This is a genomic window from Gracilibacillus sp. HCP3S3_G5_2, assembly GCF_052063305.1.
Lineage (GTDB): Bacteria > Bacillota > Bacilli > Bacillales > Amphibacillaceae > Gracilibacillus.
Genome location: NZ_JBQHXU010000004.1, coordinates 222,113 through 239,315, shown reverse-complemented (window position 1 = coordinate 239,315; position 17,203 = coordinate 222,113). Strand labels below are relative to the sequence as shown.

The following is a 17,203-nucleotide window of genomic DNA, read 5'->3' as shown; positions in this document are numbered from 1 at the left end:
CTATCTTATTTCATATATTATATTAATTCTATTTTTAGGAGGGAAGTATATGGCACAAAAAGAGGTTAAATTGATACCTTATACCATTCAGTCGATTGAGGATAGCAAAAATGAAACACCAGAGGGAGTTCAATTGATACAGGCCCCCTCTCTATGGGAGAGAAGTGATCAAGGTGAAGGCATTGTCGTTGCAGTAATAGACACTGGGATTGCAAGCGATCATTCAGACCTTAAGGATCGTATTATCGGTGGTAGAAATTTTACAACAGATTATAACGGAGACGTCGATAATTTTGAAGACAATAACGGTCATGGAACACATGTAGCTGGGACTATTGCAGCAAGCCTTGACGGCTACGGTGTTGTAGGAGTTGCCCCCAAAGCAAAGCTTTTAAGTGTAAAAGCATTAACGGGAACTGGATCAGGCAATTATGAATGGATCATCGATGCCATAAATTATGCTGTCGAATGGCGTGGTTCTCAAAATGAACGAGCTCGAGTGATTTGCATGTCACTAGGCGGCCCGAATGATGTACCTGAATTGCATAAAGCGATCCAATATGCAGTTAGTCAAGATGTATCTGTAGTAGTTGCTGCGGGTAATGATGGCGATGGTCAAGAGGATACGTTTGAGTATGCCTATCCTGGGGCGTATAATGAAGTCATATGTGTTGGTGCCGTTAATATGGACTTAGAGATTGCCCCATTTTCGAATTCCAATAATGAAGTAGATCTTGTCGCTCCAGGTGTAGATGTCATTTCGACGTATTTAGATAATAAATTCGCAAAACTGTCCGGAACCTCTATGGCTACCCCACATGTAGCTGGTGCCTTAGCCTTACTCATTAATTTAAGCGAAAAAGAGTTTGGTCGATCTCTAATTGAATCGGAGATTTATGCCCAGCTTATTAGAAGAACACTACCCCTTGATTACCGGAAAAGCACTGAAGGTAATGGCTTTCTCCTACTTAACTTAGTGGATCAATTAGATAGAAGATCATTACTCGAATATGAAAAGAAATGATCAACATTCATGATTACTAGAATTTAACTAAACATACTATTCTATTAACGAACAGGTAGGGTATTTCCCTCTTTCCTGTTCGTTTTCTTATATCAACCATCTTCATTAATCGTCCATGATCTGATCTGTATTTTTTTTAGGAGAATAGCCAAGATCATCTATAGTATTAGATAGATCCCACGGTTTATTAATATTATTAGACACGCCATAATACGTACCAAATTTAACTTTCGCTTCAATGGCAGCTGAAAAAAGCTTGACGAGATCATCTCTTGAAAGTAAGGTTCTCCATAATCGATCATGTTTCCTTAATGCATCAGTTTCATCTTCATCAGGTACAGAACCAATTCTAATATTAATGACAGATAAGTCAGTATGCAAAGTAAAAATAAAGCCAGCCTGTTCAGATGCAAGTTTCAATACACCATATAATCCTTTAGAATAAGGGTAATCTTTGGTTGTGATTTCACGGCCCAGTTTAGAATGCCCGTTGTCCTCATAGTAATCTGTAACATGATTACTACTGGCAAAGATGATCCTAGGTATTCTGTTTTTATTAGCAATTAACATTAAATAATAAGTTGCTTTGAAAAAGACATCTGTCATTTGGTCAAACATTTCTGCTTGTTCAATTGCATGAGTAGTACTTATTCGGAGTAAGTTTATGATTACATCTGTGTCTGCAGGAATTTTAGAAGCTAACTGTTGGAAATCCGTAGCATCTACATAGCGATGCGTCGCTGTATTATTTTGGATGTTTTTATCGAGAATGAGTACATCATAGTTATGCTGTAATCTTTTAAACAAGATGTCACCAACGGTTCCTGATCCCCCGATGATCGTGATTTTTTTCAACATAATCACGTCCTTCCATTTTACTTATTATTAGTCTAGCTCATTTATTTCGGAACATACATGAGCAAGTAAGCTATTTTGGATAAATTCTTTGGAATGGTAACTGCAATTGCTGGACGCTAATGCCGAGAAGCAACCCCATCTTGATTTACTAAAAAATCATAAAAAGCAATTACAGACAAAAAGCAATCAATCAGATTATAGATCGATGGAAAAGGAAGTGTTATGATGAATATACTTTAGCAAATACTATTTCTACAATAAATGTTAAGGGTGATGAATGATGAAGCTATCTGTTTTTTCTGTCATGACACCGGATCTCAATCCAGAAGAGTTGATCGATGAATTAAAACAATTAGGTTTTGACGGTGTAGAGTGGCGTTATAAGGAAATTCCCACAGAATTAACGAAGGACCCAATTAGTTTTTGGGGGAATAACAAATGTACCCTTACTCCAGATATTTCTGAAAAAGCAATCAAACAGTTAAAAACCAAAAGTGATGTGGATAATATCGAGGTAGTGAGTATCACGCCTTATTTAACATCGGGTGATTTAACAGAAACGGAACAAGTATTAAAGGTCGCCAAAGCTTTTGGTGCAAGCTTTATTCGACTTGGTGTTCCCCGATATAATCGATCAGAGAATTTCCATACCCTATTCGAAGATTGTAAGCGTTACCTTGTCGAGTGTGAAAAGCTGTGTAAGAACTATGGGATAAAGGGCCTTGTTGAAACACATCATCAAACAATAGCTGCAAGTGCAAGTGCAGCTTATCGGTTAGTGGAAGGATTGGACCCGGAAGCTATTGGTGTTCTATTTGACCCTGGTAATATGGTACATGAGGGTTATGAGAATCATCGAATGGGTATGGAGATGCTTGGTCCCTATTTAGCACATGTTCATGTAAAGAATGCAAAATGGATAAAAGATAATGCAAGTAATAGCAATCAGTGGAAGGTAGCTTGGGAACTGATAGACGAAGGTATTGTAGATTGGGACCAGGTGATCGACGATTTAAAGGCTGTTAATTATGAAGGATACATTGGCCTGGAAGATTTTAGTGCAAGAAAGGAAACAAAAGCAATTCTAAAATATAATATTGACTGGCTTAAAAACAGGTTATAGGAGGAAATGATGAAAATAGGATGTTGTGCCAGTATCGAACATATGAATTTGGTGGCTGCAGCAGGCTTTGATTTTCTTGAGTGTACAGTTGTATCTCTCGTCCCAGAAAATGATGCAGACTATGAAGTCATTCGTAAAAAGTATCAGGCTAGTGATTTACCAATAGAAGTGTGTAATGTTTTCTTGCCAGGGCATTTAAAAGTTACAGGTAACAATGTAAATGAAACAGCAATGGAAACGTATCTGTCAAAGGCTATCCCAAGAGTGAGAGAAGTTGGAGCAGATACAATTGTTTTTGGAAGTGGTGGTGCAAGATCATATCCAGCACATTTCTCCAAAATAAAAGCAGAAAAACAACTAGTACAATTTTTACATATAGCAGCCAAATATGCAGAAGAACAGGATATTACGATTGTCATTGAGCCATTAAACAGAAAAGAAAGTAACATTATCAATAATGTTCCGGAGGCAGTGGAGCTAGCAAAAAAAGTCAATCACCCGTCGATTCGCGTATTAGCAGATTTTTATCATATGGAAGAGGAACAAGAGCCTCTACAGCATATAGCGGATGCAGGTTCTTTATTAGGGCATATCCATGTAGCCGATTCCGATCGCCTAGCACCTGGAACAGGAAGATATCCTTATGAAGCGTTTGTGAATTATTTAAAGGAAGTAAATTATCGTAAACGGATATCGGTTGAATGTGATTGGATGAATTTTGAAGAAGAAGCGGTCAGAAGTTATCGATTTTTTAAAAAATATTTTAGGAGTGACAACGATGAATAAATCAATTGAAAATCTATATTTCTACTACAGAAATATAGATGTGGATTTTCGAAAAAGTGATTTTTTTGTTCACTCACATGATTATTTTGAAATTTATATGTTTCATAAAGGAGACTGTAAATATTTGATTAATGACCATGTCATTCAGTTGCATGAGAACGACATTATTGTAATGAATGGATCAGCATTACATGGCCCAACACCTAATGAGGGTAAGCCCTATGAAAGAACAGTCATTGAATTTTCACCAGAATGGATGCGGTCTATTATTCATCAGCTAAATGTCCCTGAAATATTAACGCCATTTGATCAACTGGGCAATATGTTATTGCGAGATATTGATGCGCAGAAATTTGAAGAAATTCAATCTTTATTACAAAAAATTTATATAAAACAATTAAATATGAAAAATTTAACCAATCGGTCGATTGAGAAAAGGATGCTGAATGGCGAAATTACGACATTATTAATTGAACTATTATTTATTATTTATAAGCTAAGCAAATCTAAACTAACGAGTATGCCGATAGGAAACTCGAACAAAATGAAACATGTCAACAAAATTATTAAATGGATCGACTATCATTATCAACAAAATTTAACACTAGACGAAATTTCGGAGCAATTGCATATTAGCAAGTATTATATGTCTCGGATATTTAAGGATGTTACCGGAATTACGGTGATGCAATATATGATGCAACGGAGGTTATTGCGTTCAAAGTATTTACTGGAGATGCATCCGGAAAAGTCGATCCTAGATATTGCATTAGAATCAGGATTCGAAAGTGCTTCTCATTTTAGTAGAAAGTTCCGTAAGCATTATCAAATTACACCATCTGAATATCGAAATCGAGAAGAAAAAGATAATCATACCTTCATCAATCATTTTTTCTAATAAGAGTAGAGGAACTTCCATTATGTGTTGCTATAGAGGATGCAGGTAATAAATAATCTACAAAATGAAAACGTTAACACGCAAACTCTTGTTTTAGAAGGAGGGGAAAGATGGTTAAAGGAAAGCTGCAAGTTAATGAGAATGTTGGAGAAAGTACGGTCACTATCAAGGACGATGTAGAAACGATTAAAAGTAAAAAAAGAAAAGCAGCCTTTACATGGTATCTATTTCTGTTACCAAGTTTTATCGGTATTTTACTATTTATGGTTTATCCGATTGTGGAATCATTCCGGTTAAGCTTTTTCAAATCCAACGGAACGATTGAAACATTTATTGGATTACAAAATTTTCAGTTGGTACTAACATCCAAAACCTTCTGGAATACCGTATGGAACACATTTTTTATCGGGTTCTTCCAAATTTTAATTACCATACCTCTAGGATTTATTTTTGCTTCATTAATCAATTCAGTCAAACGTGGACAAAATTTCTTCAAAGTCATTTATTTTTTACCAAATGTAACCTCAATCGTTGCAGCAGCTATGATCTTCCAATTTGTTTTACACCCGGAGATGGGAGTTACCAATTACGTGTTAAATGCGATTGGCTTACCTACTTCTACATGGTTTTCTGACCCGTCTACTGCCAAATGGGGTGTAATATTACTGGCAGTTTGGCATTGGATAGGTTTTGTCATTATTATTTGTTTAGCTAATTTACAAGCCATTTCCCCTGAAATGTATGAAGCAGCAAAAATTGATGGCGCAAGCAATTTTCAGCAATGGTTATTTATTACAATACCCAACATGTCTGGGACTTTTGCTTTTCTATTAATTACTGGTTGGATTGGAAGCTTGCAACGTTTCAATGAAGTATATGTGTTAGGCGGTCCTAACGGTAGTCCGGCCAGGTCGATTCAAACGATGGGTGCCTTTATTTATGAAAGAGGTTTTACAGGATTCGAATTTGGCATAGCCTCAGCAGCAACCTACATTATGTTTGTAATTATTTTAATATTCACTTTCATCAATCTGAAAGTTTCGAGAATGCAATTATAGGCTAAGAAAAAGGGGGGTTGGATATGAACCATACAACTAGTGAAAAGCTATTGAATATAGTAAAGTTTATCATCTTGCTTGTATGTGGTTTATTGCTGATGATGCCATTTATTTGGATGGTAAGTGTTGGTTTTGATCGAACGGCTAATATTACGATGCCTTTTCCACCTCGATTAATACCAGAAACGATATCGGGCTTTAACTATGGCATAGTTTTTGAGAATGGCAGACTGATTCAATCTTACATTAACTCTGGGATTGTAACGACTTGTTCCGTTTTTCTACAAGTATCTGCATCATTACTAGCAGGTTATGCCTTTTCAAAAGGTACCTTCAAATATAAACGGCTTCTGTTCCTTTTCGTTTTGTGTACGTTAATGATCCCGATGGAACCAAGGCTAATCCCATTATATACATTGTTTAATAGCTTTGGCTTATTGAATACATTCTGGCCATTGATTTTACCAACAGTTATAAATGGTATGCTTATTTTTCTCTGTAAGCAATTTTTTGATCAGCTACCCTCGACGCTACGAGAAGCAGCGCAAATCGATGGGGCTGGAGAGTTTCGAATATTCTTTACCGTTTATTTACCACTAGCAGGTCCTATTGCAGCTACAATGGTTATTCTTTCCTTTATTTGGAGCTGGAATGATTTCATGTGGCCGTTAGTTGTGTTAAACAATCAGGATCTCCACACTGTTCCATTATATCTCGCGAGCTTTTCTTTAGAGAATGGAACAAGTTTAGGTGGATTAACGATGGCTTTAGCTACTGTAAGCATATTACCTATTGTAGTCTTGTATCTTTTTTTACAAAGATACATTATACAAAGTATTGCCTTAAGTGGAGTGAAGGGAGAATGATAGTTGGTTTTCGGTAATTTAACACTATAAGGGGGTAAAAACATGAAGAGAGTCAAGGGCTTTTGGATGATGTTGTTGGTTTTGGTAGTGGCCGTTTTTACAGTAGGTTGTAGTTCGGATGATACAACAAGTGATGAAGAGGGTAGTGAGAATAGCTCGACAACAAATGATGATGTTGTTGAAGGTGACTGGGAAGGTCAGACAGTAAAAGTGCAGCTGATTGGAGATTTTGATATGGAGGACTCCACCGATCCTATTACAGGAGAACGTACGCAAGGGCTTCACGTTATTAAAGATGAATTTGAAAGTCTATACCCAGGTGCGACAGTCGAGTTTATCATCATGCCTTGGGAAGGTTATACAGAAAAGACGCAAGCAATGATTACTTCAGGGGAAGCAGATGTGTACCAAATGCCAGGTGTTGCAGACTTTGCAGCTCAAGGAGTATTGGAGCCATTAGAGCCATATATTGAAAATGATCCAGATTTTGATTTGGATACCTTTATTGATAACCAAGTAAATGGCTGGAAAGCATTAGGTCCTGATAGTAATGAGTTAGGGATTTTTGGTTTACCATTCTTGGGTGATGCACGTTTTATTGCTTATGATAAACAACTATTTGATGAGTGGGGAGTTGAATATTTATCTGATTACCCTACGATGGAAGAAATAGCAGAAAAAGCGCAACAAATGACAGGTGAAAATCCAGTTACAGGTGAACAAAACTATGGTATTTGGTTCCGTGGTGATTGGTCTTCTGCGTTTACGTTAATCAATCTTGCAGAAGGTCAAAATGGAAGCTGGGGCTCTGGATTTGCTTGGGATGAAATTGCGTTTACCTTTGATAGTGACGAAATGGTAGCTGGATTAGAGTGGTTATTGGAAATGCAAGAATATGCACCTGACGGCTTGGTAAGTAATCAGGGCAACGAAAAATGGCTGACACCAGCGAATGATATCGCAATTATGCTTAATCAAGGTCCTGGCGATACTGTCATGCCAGCATATGCGCAAGGACTGGGAGATCGGATTGGGATAGTTCAAGAGTTTAAAAATGATGAGGGGATCGGCGGAATGTTTGCAGGAAGTCCGATAACCATGGCAAAGGATAGTGAGAATAAAGACTTAGCTTGGGAATGGATGAAATTCGCAACAAGTGAAACAGTGCAGCAATATGTATTTGAAGAGGCAAATGGGATGCCAGCTATACAGGCTGCAGAAACCTGGGATAGTTATGCAGAGGTAGAAAACTTAATGGCTCCGACTATGGAAGCAATGAGTACACCATGGACGCCTAGATATCCTTGGGCTTCATCACAACCACGCTTTATATTAACATCGGAAGTAGAAGCAGCGCTAACAGGTGAAAGATCGGCCACAGAGGCAGTTGAAAAGGCACAAATGGAAAGTGAAGAATGGTTGGAAAACAGAAATTAATGGTATCTTGACGGAAAAGGAGGCCCCCCTCCTTTTTCGCATTTCTTTGAACAGTCTTGGAGAGAGCAACAGAAAGAAAAAATCATAAGAATTATCTACGAAAAGTTACTCTATGAGATTATCAATAACAATAAAATAAAGGATAAGGGAGGTAAAACATGTACCATGAGGGGATGTTATACAAAACAATGGTATGGTTGACGCGTCTTGCTTATTTAAATTTACTATGGTTATTTTTTAGTATCGTAGGTTTACTATTGTTTGGTTTTTTTCCGTCTGTAGTTGCTGCAATGGCTATTGAAAGAAAATGGATTCGTGGAAATCGAGATTTTCCTTTGTTCAGACAATTTTGGTCAGAGTTCAAAAATAATTTCATGCAGGCAAACGTAATTGGCTATTTTTTTATTTTGCTAATAATGTTAATATATGTAAATATAACACTCGTACAGTCGATGGATCATTGGCTTCAGTTAATACTTTTGTATTTGTTATTTGGTTTGGCTTTTTTAGTATCTATTATTTTCGTATATATTTTCCCAACAGTTGTCCATTACGACGCTACGTTCTTTGAATATATAACGTATGCATTTGTGGTAGCACTTGTATCTCCTTTACATACGATATTGATTTTGATAAATATAGGCGCTTTTTTCTTTATAGGTTATTACTTTCCAGGTGTTGTATTTGTGTTTACAGGAAGTGGATTAACATTTATAACGATGTGGTTTTCCTATCAATCTCTGAAAAAAGTCGAAAATAAAACTTCTCTATACATGGATGGTGAGTAATTAATGACTGATGAACGATTATATTGGTTAAAAACAATGACAAAGATTGCAGACCCTTTGCTTTTAGCATTAGATAAAGAACAACTCAAGCTGCAAATGCCTGTTGAACAACAAACAAATGGTAGCCGCGAAGCATATTCACATTTAGAAGCTTTTGCACGGTTAGTAAATGGAATGGCTCCATGGTTAGAATCGCATGCTGAAAATGAGTCAGAGGAGAAACTTAGAAAAGAATATGTACGACGAGTAAGAAAATGTATGGATCATGCAACAAACCCTGAATCAAGAGATTATATGAATTTTTCAAGTGGTGATCAACCTATTGTGGATACAGCTTTCTTAGCTCAAGCGATATTAAGGGCTCCTCATACTTTATGGTATGGCTTGGAAGCCAATGTGAAGCAGAATGTCATTCGTGCATTGAAGGCTACTAGAAGCAGAAAACCTTATTTCTCTAATTGGTTACTATTCTCCGCTATTATTGAGACAGCTCTATACAAGCTAGGCGAAGAAGACTGGGATCCAATGCGTATTGATTATGCTGTTAACCAGTTTGAACAATGGTATGTCGGAGATGGCTTATACAGCGATGGCAAGTCTTTTCATGCTGACTATTATAATAGTTATGTCATTCACCCAATGTTGTTGGACATTGTAGAAACAATCAGTCATAAATACAGTGACTGGTCGGATAAATTAGAGAATATCCGCAAAAGAGCTATTCAATATGCACGAATTCAAGAGCGGCTGATTTCTCCTGAGGGTACATTTCCACCGATTGGTCGATCTTTGGCATATCGATTCGGAGCTTTACATCATTTAGCTAATCAAGTATTACGACAAGAGCTACCCCCAGAGTTAACAAAAGGTCAAGTGAGAGCAGCATTAACAGCTGTTATAAAGAGGACTTTATCAGCTAAGAACGTTTTTGATAAAAGTGGCTGGTTAAAAATTGGCTTTACAGGACACCAGCGAGATATAGGGGAAGGCTATATTTCTACAGGGAGTCTATATTTATGTGCATTTATTTTTCTACCACTGGGATTGAAGGAAAGTGACCCTTTTTGGCAAGAAAATGAGCAGACATGGACTAGTAAAAAAGCTTGGTCTTCGGATAATTTCCCTTTATTTAAGTCATTAAATTAAATAATTAACTGTTTCATTTCCAAGTTTTTTCGACAAGGATTTTAGAGATCAGTGTTTCTCTATCCTGTTGAAAAAGCTTTATTTTTTGTAAGGGCTTTCTTTTGCAGGCTTTTTTCTGTATCATGAATTTATACATATAAATTCATGGGGGGATGTTGGTATGCCTAATCTAAATGGTTTTTTAAGATTATTTTACAATTTTGGTAATTGGTTAGCTAAAATGATGTATCTTCACGTACTGTGGCTTAGTTTTACTCTTCTTGGCCTTGGCATTTTTGGGGTAGTGCCAGCAACAATGGCAACGGTCTATATTATTCATAAATGGTTTGCAGAAGGTTATGACATACCTATAATGAAACATTTTTGGACCTTTTATAAAGCGAATTTTTTAAAAGCAAATGGCCTGGGCTTGCTTTGGGCCATTATAGGATTATTTCTCTACGCAGATTACTACATTTCTAAGCAATTTATTCAGTCCTTTTATTTCCACAGTTTTCTTATCATTTTAATTGTATTATTTATTGTCAGTTTATTTCATTTTCATACGATCTACACTCGATACGACTTGAAGTTTTTTCAATACTTTAAACAATCATTATTTATAGGTCTAGCTCGACCAGTTGAGTCGATAGCAATGTTGATAACACTAGTGCCAATGTATTACTTATATAATATACTTCCGATATTGCTAGTATTTATGGGGGCTTCTTTAAGTTTATACCCGATTGTATGGTTTTCTTATCGTGCTTGTCTTTTAGTAGAGGTGAAAAGAGAACGGATACAGAATGAAGCGTCTGTACATTATAATTAAGGTTTTTGCTTGTCTAGTACTTAGTGGAGGGGCTGTGTCATGCTTAAGTCTAAATTATTAATAAAATATATTATTTCTTATTTAGTTGTATTTTTGGTCCCTTTTATTGTCATGAGTTCAATTATATACTTAAACTCAGTTTCTAATTTAAAGGAAGAAATAGAACAATCAAATATCAGTAAATTAGAGCAGGTCGCAGCACTTACTAACGAAAGGGTGAGTGAGTTAGAAACAATTGCTAATCGCATATCGTATGATCCTAGATTAACGCCATATATGCTCAATCATGAATATTATGGATCAGAAGCTATCGATGAGTTGAAGAAATACAAGGCAAATAGTTCAATCATTGAAGAATTATTAATATATTACCATGGAAATAACCTTATTTATTCTTCAGAAGGTTCCTATACTGTCCCTGCTTTAATCAGAAAATATCAATTTTATAATTGGGATAATAATAACTTATTGAATAGTTTAGAAACAAATATCCCGATTAATACAGTTGTTGACCAATTATCGAATCATGATAGAAACAACCATTATATTACATATTTCTTTCCTCTAACATTAGGCAATAACAATAGCTATGGATCAGTTGTTTTTCTTATCAAAGATCGTACCATTAATGAATTAATAGCAAATACGATGAGTGACTTTAAAGGTAACGCCTATATACTATCTGATCAAAACCAAATTATTGCTTCCACGATAAAAGATAATAATATTAATAGTAGTTTTATAAAAAAAATTGAAAATAAAAGCTATGGAGAAGTAAATACTATTGAGTTAAACGGAAATAAGTATTCTCTTGCAATTGTAGAGTCTGAAATAACAGGCTGGAAATATATTATTATGATGGAAACACACCAGTTCTTTGAGCGATTGTCTAATACAATCATGATTATGGTCATATTATGTTTAAGTGTATTTATAGTGGGAAGTATTCTAGCCATTTTTCTAGCAAAAAAACAATATCAACCGATTAGATCTTTATTTGATTCCGTAAGCAATAACAGAAAATTAGAACTCAAAGGGATTAATGAACTGGACACGATAAAGAGAACCGTCACCTCTGTGTTTGAAGACCATGAAATGCTAAGTGAAACAATATTTAAACATCAAACATTTGCGAAGGATCAATTTTTAACGAAGATAATAAAAGGTGATTTTAATACGGAAGAAGAGATTAATAGTTATAATGAAACATTGTACCTTGACATCCACGGTGACTATTACTGTTCCATGATCATTTCATTGGAGAAGCAGCAGCTGTCTAAGGAAAAGATAACAGAACGTGAAACTATTTATGAATTATTTACTAATATTACATTGGAAGATGTTACAGCATATGGTATCGATTTGTTATATATGGATGGCATTGCTTTGGTGGTAAAGATTAATGGCGACCGATCAGTTGCCCAACGCAAACGTAATGAGTTTGTCAAACAATTAAAGCAAGACATCAAACAATTAACTGGTATTAAACCAATGATCGGAATAGGGACAGTTTATGACAAGACCACAATGATTAACCGGTCTTATATTGAAGCTTTAGTAGCATTAGAGCATAAATATTTTTATAGTCAGGGAAGCTGCATATATTTTGAAAATATTAAAGAAGAAAAAGAATTTTATGTAGGATATCCTAAAGAAGATCTATTAAAAATTGTTCAGAGTATAAAGCAAGGAGATAGTAAAGTTGCCAATGAGGCATTATTAGCTGTTTTTGAACATTTACAACAAGATGAATTATCTTTATCCTTTTTAAAAGCAATATGCTTTGATATTATCAATACGGTTATAAAGACAATTACAGAAATGGGCGTTAAACCATCTAAAAAAACATGTGAACAAATTTTTGATTTCCAGACTATAGAGCAATTGTTTGTGCATTTGAATGATCTTATTTCTCAAGCCTGTAAGGAAGTAAATGATAATAAGAAGAGCCATAATGAACAACTTAAGCATGATATTATTCAATATCTGCATAAGCATTTTGCCCTTTACGACCTGTCATTGGAAAAAATAGCTATAGAGTTTCGATTGTCTGCATCATATGTCAGTCGATTTATTAAAGAACAAACGGGCTATACATTTAAACAATATGTACAGTCTTTGCGTTTGGAAGAGGTAAAGAATCAATTATTAGAAACGGATAAACCCATTAAAGCAATTGTGCTGGATGTAGGTTATAAAGATGTAGCTAATTTTACTCGTAAATTTAAGAATGAAGTAGGCATGACGCCAGGCAAATATCGGCAAATTCATGCGGAAACCGCGAATGATAATTAAGTAAGGAATTGATCAAAAATAGCTAGTCAGATATGAATAATCTAAGGGTACAGCCTTAAAGAGAGGTTAATTGTTTATCATCTCCATTACAAACAATTAACCCTCTATGTCATTCATATCTATTAATTTAACCGACAAATCCTAATAATCGATTTTTCCTCCTTTCTTTCATGAGCATTTCTATGTAGAGGTATTAACTTAGGATAAGAAGAAAAAAATATACTTACTCATTCATCCAACAACAACAAGCCTTCGGTTTTTATATTTCGTTTACTACTTCTGCCTGTTGGTCGGAGTGTCAATTTTTACATATTGAACAAGTACTACATATTCATTAGGAAGAAAACCCTTTATTACCAAGGGTTTCTTTTTGTATATCTCCATAATGACAATTAAAAGCAAAAACTACATATTGATAACGCTTTCTTGTAACGCTTATTATGTAAGCAGTTACATATCGCCAAAATATAAAAGGGGGAAAGCGTACATGAGTTTAGGAACCACTATTACTGATAAATCAAAAGATGAAACTAACGTGACAAAAATAAAAAAAACGAAACTAAAAAAAATACTGCAAAATTGGCAACTATATCTTTTCATATTACCAGCATTGTTATACTTTATTATCTTTCATTACGTACCGATGTATGGTATTCAAATTGCTTTTAAAGATTATGTACCATCTTTGGGATTTTTAGGAAGCGAATGGGTAGGGTTAAAGCATTTCGAAAGGTTTTTTAATTCTTATTATTTTTGGGATCTTTTAAAAAATACATTAGGCATTAGTTTATATGAATTAGCTGTTGGTTTTCCTTTACCAATTATATTGGCGTTGTTATTAAACGAAGCTAAAGACGGGTTATATAAAAGAACCGTCCAAACAGTTACATATGCACCACACTTTATTTCCGTAGTGGTTATCTCAGGTATGATAATTGCTTTTCTTTCACCTACAACAGGTATTATTAACCATATTATTCAATTCTTTGGTTTCGAACCTATTAGTTTTATGTCCGATCCAAAATGGTTTAAAACCGTATATGTACTTTCAGGTGTATGGCAAAGTACTGGATGGGGGACCATTATTTATCTTGCTGCCTTATCAGGGGTAGACCCACAACAACATGAAGCAGCAATAGTGGATGGAGCATCGAGATTTCAAAGAATTCTCTATATAAATATTCCAACTTTAGTGCCAACTATGGTTATTCTATTAATTATGAATTTAGGAAATATCATGGCATTAGGCTTTGAGAAAATTTTGCTGTTACAAAACCCGTTAAATTTAGAATCATCTAATGTTATAGCAACTTTTGTGTATCAAGCTGGTTTATTAGATGCACAATATAGCTTTGCAGCAGCAGTAGGTTTGTTTAATGCTGTAATAAATGCCATCTTGTTAGTTACGGTTAACCAGATTGCTCGTAAAACAAGTGAAACAAGCTTATGGTAAAGGAGGTCTTGCACGATGATGGATTCTGCATTATATGAAACGAAAGCTGATAAAGTGTTTAAAATCTTTGTTTATTTTTGTTTAACCATTGCTCTAGTAGTGGTGCTTTACCCATTAATTTATATTGTGAGTGCCTCTATAAGTAATCCGACTTATGTGAATTCAGGAAAAATGTGGTTGCTCCCAAAAGACATTACATTAGAGGGGTATAGATTAATCTTAGGAAATAACTCGATTTGGCGGGGATACTTAATGACCATTGTGTATACAGGTTTGGGGACATTAATCAATCTCTTGGTTACAATTCCTGCCGCATATGCATTATCAAGGAAGGACTTCTATGGAAGGGGATTCTTTACAGCATTATTTGTATTAACTATGTTTTTTTCAGGAGGATTAATCCCTACATATCTACTAGTAAGAGATTTAGGATTAATCGATACGATTTGGGCGATGGTCTTACCTAACGCTGCAGCTGTTTGGAATATTGTTATTGCTAGGGTATATTTTCAATCTACTATACCGAAGGGACTAGAAGAGGCTGCCACGATTGACGGCGCATCTAATTTTAAATTGTTCTTTAAAATTATTCTACCTTTATCTGCTCCTATCATTGCTGTAATGGCACTGTTTTATGGAGTTGGACATTGGAACGGCTATTTTAACGCGTTGATTTATATTTCGGACCGGGATTTATTCCCGCTCCAATTAGTTCTAAGAGAAATCCTGGTTTTACAAGATATGTCTAGTAATAACACACCGATGACGGGAGATGCTGCCCAATTGATTCATAGTAATCAACAATTGGCTGCCATCATTAAGTATGGGGTAATGATAGTTTCATCACTTCCAGTAATTATTGTTTATCCATTTCTTCAAAAATATTTTGTTAAAGGAGTTATGATTGGATCACTTAAGGGCTAAAAGCAAATCCAGTGAACAGGATGATGAAGGAGGTGGTGTTGTAATTAACGTTATCCACTGGATTCTATTGATAATAAAAGAGAGGGGTTAAATAATGAAGAAAAAGTTATGGTATTTATTAATAAGTTTTATATGCTGTCTAGTTATTGTCGGCTGTAATAATGATGAAACTACTGGTGATAAAGGTGAGCAAGAAGATGATGAATCAGCTACTTCTGATGTAGAAGTAAATAAAGAAGGTTACCCAATAGTGGATGAAGAGATTACGTTGACATTAATGGCACCAGGTACAGGATTGGCAGAATGGGAGGATATGCCAACATTACAACAATACTCAGAAAAAACAAATATACATTTTAAATATGATACACCTCCATTAAGTGATTTTCAGACTAAGTTAAACTTAGCATTTGCAAGCGGTGACATCGCAGATATTATCTTCGGGGCTGGAACAGGAGACCTAACACCAGGGATGGAAGTGGATTATGGACAGCAAGGTGTTCTACTACCATTGGAAGATTTAATTGATGAATATGCACCAAACTTTAAAGCTTTAATGGAAGAAAATCCTGAGATCAAAAGGTCGATTACAACAACTGATGGGCATATTTATGCACTGCCTGCAATCAATCAGCACCCTACATCTGCCTGGCCAGCGGGGCCAATGTGGTTTAACGGAAAATGGTTGGATGCATTAGGTGTAGAAGAATTACCAAAAACGACAGAGGAACTATATGAGTTATTAGTACGTTTTAAAACAGAAGATCCTAATGGAAATGGTGAAGCAGATGAGATTCCGTTAACAGATGTACAAATGAATAGTACAAGAAGGTGGTTTTTGGCTGCATTTGGTATGAAAGAATGGGGTATTGAAGAGGTAAATGGCGAAGCGCGTTATGCACCTATGACAGAAAACTATAAAGAATACTTAACTTATATGAATAGACTATATGATGAAGAATTATTAGATCCAGAAACATTTTCACAAGCAGATGAGCAAAAGAAAGCAAAGGGTCAAGAAAACCGCTTAGGATTATTCCCGGATTGGTTCTCCTTCTTTACAACAGGTGAGACGGAGGAGGAAGCCATTAATAATCCGATGTTTCAGCCTTTAACAAGTGACATATCTCCGGAAATTGTTTTACCAGGTAATCCTGGTATTAGTAGAGGGGCATTTGCTATTTCGAAAAATAATGAACATCCTGAAGCTTCCATAAGATGGGTTGACTACTTATATTCACAAGAAGGTAGAGACTTCTTTGATCAAGGTCCTGAAGGTTACTTATGGGAAGAGGGAGAAGATGGTCAGAGAGTATTTTTAGATGTTCCGGAAGAGTTTGATAGTAGTGAAGATTATCGCGGCACCCTGACTCCAGCATACGGGATTACCACACCGATGCTAGTAGATTTAGTAGAAACTGCACCAAGATCAGATTTTGATTTGTTTATTGAAAGTGAAACACAAGAAAAAGTCGATCCATATGCTGAAACACCATATCCTCTAGTTTACTTAACAGAAGAAGAACAAGAGGCAATTAACACCATCGAGGTAGACTTAAAATCATATGTGGAGCAAATGGAAGCTAAGTTTATTACAGGGGTAGAGCCGCTTTCTAAATGGGATGATTATATTCAAACAATTGAAAATATGAATATCGACCAATATATTCAAATTCACCAAGATGCATATGATCGTTGGGCAGCGAATTAATAGAAATGAATAATCAGATATGGCT

At 35.5% G+C, this 17,203-nt stretch carries 15 protein-coding genes; 14 read left to right on the top strand and 1 reads right to left on the bottom strand.

From position 1 onward, the window contains the following. The first annotated feature begins 49 nt into the window (after positions 1-49). Positions 50-1,024, top strand: a complete 975-nt coding sequence (locus tag ACTNEP_RS08165) for a S8 family peptidase (protein WP_441161344.1) — start codon at positions 50-52, stop codon at positions 1,022-1,024. A gap of 105 nt (positions 1,025-1,129) precedes the next feature. Here the strand turns inward: ACTNEP_RS08165 and ACTNEP_RS08160 are convergent, their stop codons facing one another. Beyond that, positions 1,130-1,882 carry an NAD-dependent epimerase/dehydratase family protein gene (locus ACTNEP_RS08160; protein ID WP_441161343.1) on the bottom strand — a complete coding sequence of 251 codons (753 nt, stop codon included), beginning with the start codon at positions 1,880-1,882 and terminating at the stop codon, positions 1,130-1,132. A gap of 280 nt (positions 1,883-2,162) precedes the next feature. Between ACTNEP_RS08160 and ACTNEP_RS08155 the strand changes: the two genes are divergently transcribed. The 13 genes from ACTNEP_RS08155 (at position 2,163) to ACTNEP_RS08095 (ending at position 17,178) form a co-directional block, all read left to right on the top strand. Beyond that, positions 2,163-3,005 carry a sugar phosphate isomerase/epimerase family protein gene (locus ACTNEP_RS08155; protein WP_441161341.1) on the top strand — a complete coding sequence of 281 codons (843 nt, stop codon included), beginning with the start codon at positions 2,163-2,165 and terminating at the stop codon, positions 3,003-3,005. Positions 3,006-3,014: 9 nt separating this feature from the next. Continuing rightward, a complete protein-coding gene (locus ACTNEP_RS08150) occupies positions 3,015-3,791 on the top strand; it encodes a sugar phosphate isomerase/epimerase family protein (protein ID WP_441161340.1) in 777 nt (258 codons plus the stop codon). Further along, entirely contained in the window at positions 3,784-4,689 is a 906-nt protein-coding gene (locus ACTNEP_RS08145; RefSeq protein ID WP_441161339.1) for an AraC family transcriptional regulator, read from the top strand. The genes ACTNEP_RS08150 and ACTNEP_RS08145 overlap by 8 nt, the downstream gene beginning before the upstream one ends. Positions 4,690-4,799: 110 nt before the next feature. Further along, positions 4,800-5,747: a carbohydrate ABC transporter permease gene (locus ACTNEP_RS08140; RefSeq protein ID WP_441161337.1), complete on the top strand. Its 948-nt coding sequence runs from the start codon at positions 4,800-4,802 to the stop codon at positions 5,745-5,747. 23 nt (positions 5,748-5,770) lie between these two features. Then, positions 5,771-6,613, top strand: coding sequence for a carbohydrate ABC transporter permease (locus ACTNEP_RS08135; protein ID WP_441161336.1), 843 nt, complete (start codon positions 5,771-5,773; stop codon positions 6,611-6,613). Between the two features lie 42 nt (positions 6,614-6,655). After that, positions 6,656-8,050, top strand: coding sequence for an extracellular solute-binding protein (locus ACTNEP_RS08130; protein WP_441161335.1), 1,395 nt, complete (start codon positions 6,656-6,658; stop codon positions 8,048-8,050). 158 nt (positions 8,051-8,208) lie between these two features. Continuing rightward, the gene (locus tag ACTNEP_RS08125; protein WP_441161334.1) at positions 8,209-8,838 is read left to right on the top strand and encodes a YesL family protein; all 630 of its coding nucleotides are present in this window, start codon (positions 8,209-8,211) and stop codon (positions 8,836-8,838) included. A gap of 3 nt (positions 8,839-8,841) precedes the next feature. Beyond that, positions 8,842-9,984 carry a DUF2264 domain-containing protein gene (locus tag ACTNEP_RS08120; protein ID WP_441161333.1) on the top strand — a complete coding sequence of 381 codons (1,143 nt, stop codon included), beginning with the start codon at positions 8,842-8,844 and terminating at the stop codon, positions 9,982-9,984. Positions 9,985-10,144: 160 nt separating this feature from the next. Next, entirely contained in the window at positions 10,145-10,795 is a 651-nt protein-coding gene (locus ACTNEP_RS08115; protein ID WP_441161332.1) for a YesL family protein, read from the top strand. A gap of 39 nt (positions 10,796-10,834) precedes the next feature. After that, positions 10,835-13,090: a helix-turn-helix domain-containing protein gene (locus ACTNEP_RS08110; protein WP_441161331.1), complete on the top strand. Its 2,256-nt coding sequence runs from the start codon at positions 10,835-10,837 to the stop codon at positions 13,088-13,090. Positions 13,091-13,577: 487 nt separating this feature from the next. After that, a complete protein-coding gene (locus ACTNEP_RS08105) occupies positions 13,578-14,543 on the top strand; it encodes an ABC transporter permease (protein ID WP_441161330.1) in 966 nt (321 codons plus the stop codon). An 18-nt stretch (positions 14,544-14,561) separates the two neighbouring features. Further along, the gene (locus ACTNEP_RS08100) at positions 14,562-15,467 is read left to right on the top strand and encodes a carbohydrate ABC transporter permease (RefSeq protein WP_441161497.1); all 906 of its coding nucleotides are present in this window, start codon (positions 14,562-14,564) and stop codon (positions 15,465-15,467) included. Positions 15,468-15,561: 94 nt separating this feature from the next. Continuing rightward, the gene (locus ACTNEP_RS08095; RefSeq protein WP_441161328.1) at positions 15,562-17,178 is read left to right on the top strand and encodes an extracellular solute-binding protein; all 1,617 of its coding nucleotides are present in this window, start codon (positions 15,562-15,564) and stop codon (positions 17,176-17,178) included. The last annotated feature ends 25 nt before the right edge of the window (positions 17,179-17,203 follow it).

Coding starts and splice junctions, on each gene's coding strand:
- ACTNEP_RS08165 (WP_441161344.1), top strand. CDS start 50: ATGGCACAAAAAGAGGTTAAATTGATACCTTATACCATTCAGTCGATT.
- ACTNEP_RS08095 (WP_441161328.1), top strand. CDS start 15,562: ATGAAGAAAAAGTTATGGTATTTATTAATAAGTTTTATATGCTGTCTA.
- ACTNEP_RS08145 (WP_441161339.1), top strand. CDS start 3,784: ATGAATAAATCAATTGAAAATCTATATTTCTACTACAGAAATATAGAT.
- ACTNEP_RS08100 (WP_441161497.1), top strand. CDS start 14,562: ATGGATTCTGCATTATATGAAACGAAAGCTGATAAAGTGTTTAAAATC.
- ACTNEP_RS08155 (WP_441161341.1), top strand. CDS start 2,163: ATGAAGCTATCTGTTTTTTCTGTCATGACACCGGATCTCAATCCAGAA.
- ACTNEP_RS08160 (WP_441161343.1), bottom strand. CDS start 1,882: ATGTTGAAAAAAATCACGATCATCGGGGGATCAGGAACCGTTGGTGAC.
- ACTNEP_RS08105 (WP_441161330.1), top strand. CDS start 13,578: ATGAGTTTAGGAACCACTATTACTGATAAATCAAAAGATGAAACTAAC.
- ACTNEP_RS08135 (WP_441161336.1), top strand. CDS start 5,771: ATGAACCATACAACTAGTGAAAAGCTATTGAATATAGTAAAGTTTATC.
- ACTNEP_RS08110 (WP_441161331.1), top strand. CDS start 10,835: ATGCTTAAGTCTAAATTATTAATAAAATATATTATTTCTTATTTAGTT.
- ACTNEP_RS08150 (WP_441161340.1), top strand. CDS start 3,015: ATGAAAATAGGATGTTGTGCCAGTATCGAACATATGAATTTGGTGGCT.
- ACTNEP_RS08125 (WP_441161334.1), top strand. CDS start 8,209: ATGTACCATGAGGGGATGTTATACAAAACAATGGTATGGTTGACGCGT.
- ACTNEP_RS08130 (WP_441161335.1), top strand. CDS start 6,656: ATGAAGAGAGTCAAGGGCTTTTGGATGATGTTGTTGGTTTTGGTAGTG.
- ACTNEP_RS08140 (WP_441161337.1), top strand. CDS start 4,800: ATGGTTAAAGGAAAGCTGCAAGTTAATGAGAATGTTGGAGAAAGTACG.
- ACTNEP_RS08115 (WP_441161332.1), top strand. CDS start 10,145: ATGCCTAATCTAAATGGTTTTTTAAGATTATTTTACAATTTTGGTAAT.
- ACTNEP_RS08120 (WP_441161333.1), top strand. CDS start 8,842: ATGACTGATGAACGATTATATTGGTTAAAAACAATGACAAAGATTGCA.